Annotated in this window: 2 protein-coding genes and 1 pseudogene; all 3 read left to right on the forward strand. The window is 53.6% G+C overall.

All coding sequences use genetic code 11. From position 1 onward, the window contains the following. A partial coding sequence (locus tag DW640_RS23270) for a DUF3408 domain-containing protein (RefSeq protein WP_147326410.1) occupies nucleotides 1-344 on the forward strand: 344 nt, incomplete at its 5' end. 2 nt (nucleotides 345-346) lie between these two features. Next, nucleotides 347-700: a DUF3408 domain-containing protein gene (locus tag DW640_RS23275; protein WP_004291505.1), complete on the forward strand. Its 354-nt coding sequence runs from the start codon at nucleotides 347-349 to the stop codon at nucleotides 698-700. A gap of 16 nt (nucleotides 701-716) precedes the next feature. Beyond that, a pseudogene (locus DW640_RS23280) lies at nucleotides 717-1,094 on the forward strand (conjugal transfer protein TraD); the annotation flags it as partial.

Genomic DNA, 1,094 nt, shown 5'->3' on the forward strand with positions numbered 1-1,094 from the left:
AGGAAGTACCCGCAGCTGCACCGACCGAAGAGGACACCGCCGCACCGGAACCATCTCCTGTGCAACCCGTAACACGGGAAAAAGCGCAGAGGGAAAGTGGACGCCGGAAAAGGCAGGACGAGGACTACAACGAGCTATTCCTGCGCCGCAACGAGATAAAGACCCGCCAATGTGTCTATATCAGCCGTGACGTCCACGGCAAGATCCTCAGAATCGTGAACGACATCGCCGGAGGGGAAATCTCAGTAGGCGGATATGTGGATACCGTGCTGCGCCAGCATCTGGAACAGCACAAGGAGAGAATCAACGAACTGTACAAGAAACAACGTGAAGATCTGATTTGAAAATGGAAAAAGAAATGACACCGAATGAAAAAAGACCACAGCAAGACTGCGGAGGTATGTTTACCCAAGTGCAGGCGAGTGTGGAAATACTGTCGCCTGTCCCGGTAAGCGGCAAATGCAGTGAGAAGGACTATGAACGCCTGTTCATCCGCGACCCGGAAGTAAAGGCACGTGAGGGGAAGATGGCGTATGTGCGCCCGGAGTACCACGAGCGTATCATGCGTATCACCCGTGTAATCGGGCATGACCGGCTTACGCTGTCCGCTTACATCGACCATGTGCTGACGCACCACTTCAACCAGTGCGAAGATGCGATAAAGAGCCTTTATGCCCGAAATTACAATTCAGTATTCTAACCAAAAACGGAAGGATATGAATTACACAATCAGCATGACAGACATTCTGCTGGCGGTATCGGTCGGCTGCAACCTCTGGTTCCTGTTCCTGCTCCTTTACGAGCGCATCATGGACACGCGGATTGTCCGCTTCTTCAAGGGCATTGTCGGATTATGGCGGTCACTGGACGGGAATGAGGCTAAACGCATAGCGGCACACGAGGAAGTCCCTGCGGAAAAGGCGGACATCATCGGCAAGAGCCGTTTCAGGATGGCATCCACCCGGACAACCGCTGCCATACCGACGCAAGAAGCCGCCACTATTGAAAAAGGCATTGAGCTGTCGGAGGAAGAGGCTACTTTTGACGACGGAAAAACGGGAAACGCATCCCGCCCGGCACAAGTCCCGGAGGAA

Source organism: Bacteroides sp. AM23-12 (genome assembly GCF_003434395.1).
Lineage (GTDB): Bacteria > Bacteroidota > Bacteroidia > Bacteroidales > Bacteroidaceae > Bacteroides > Bacteroides thetaiotaomicron.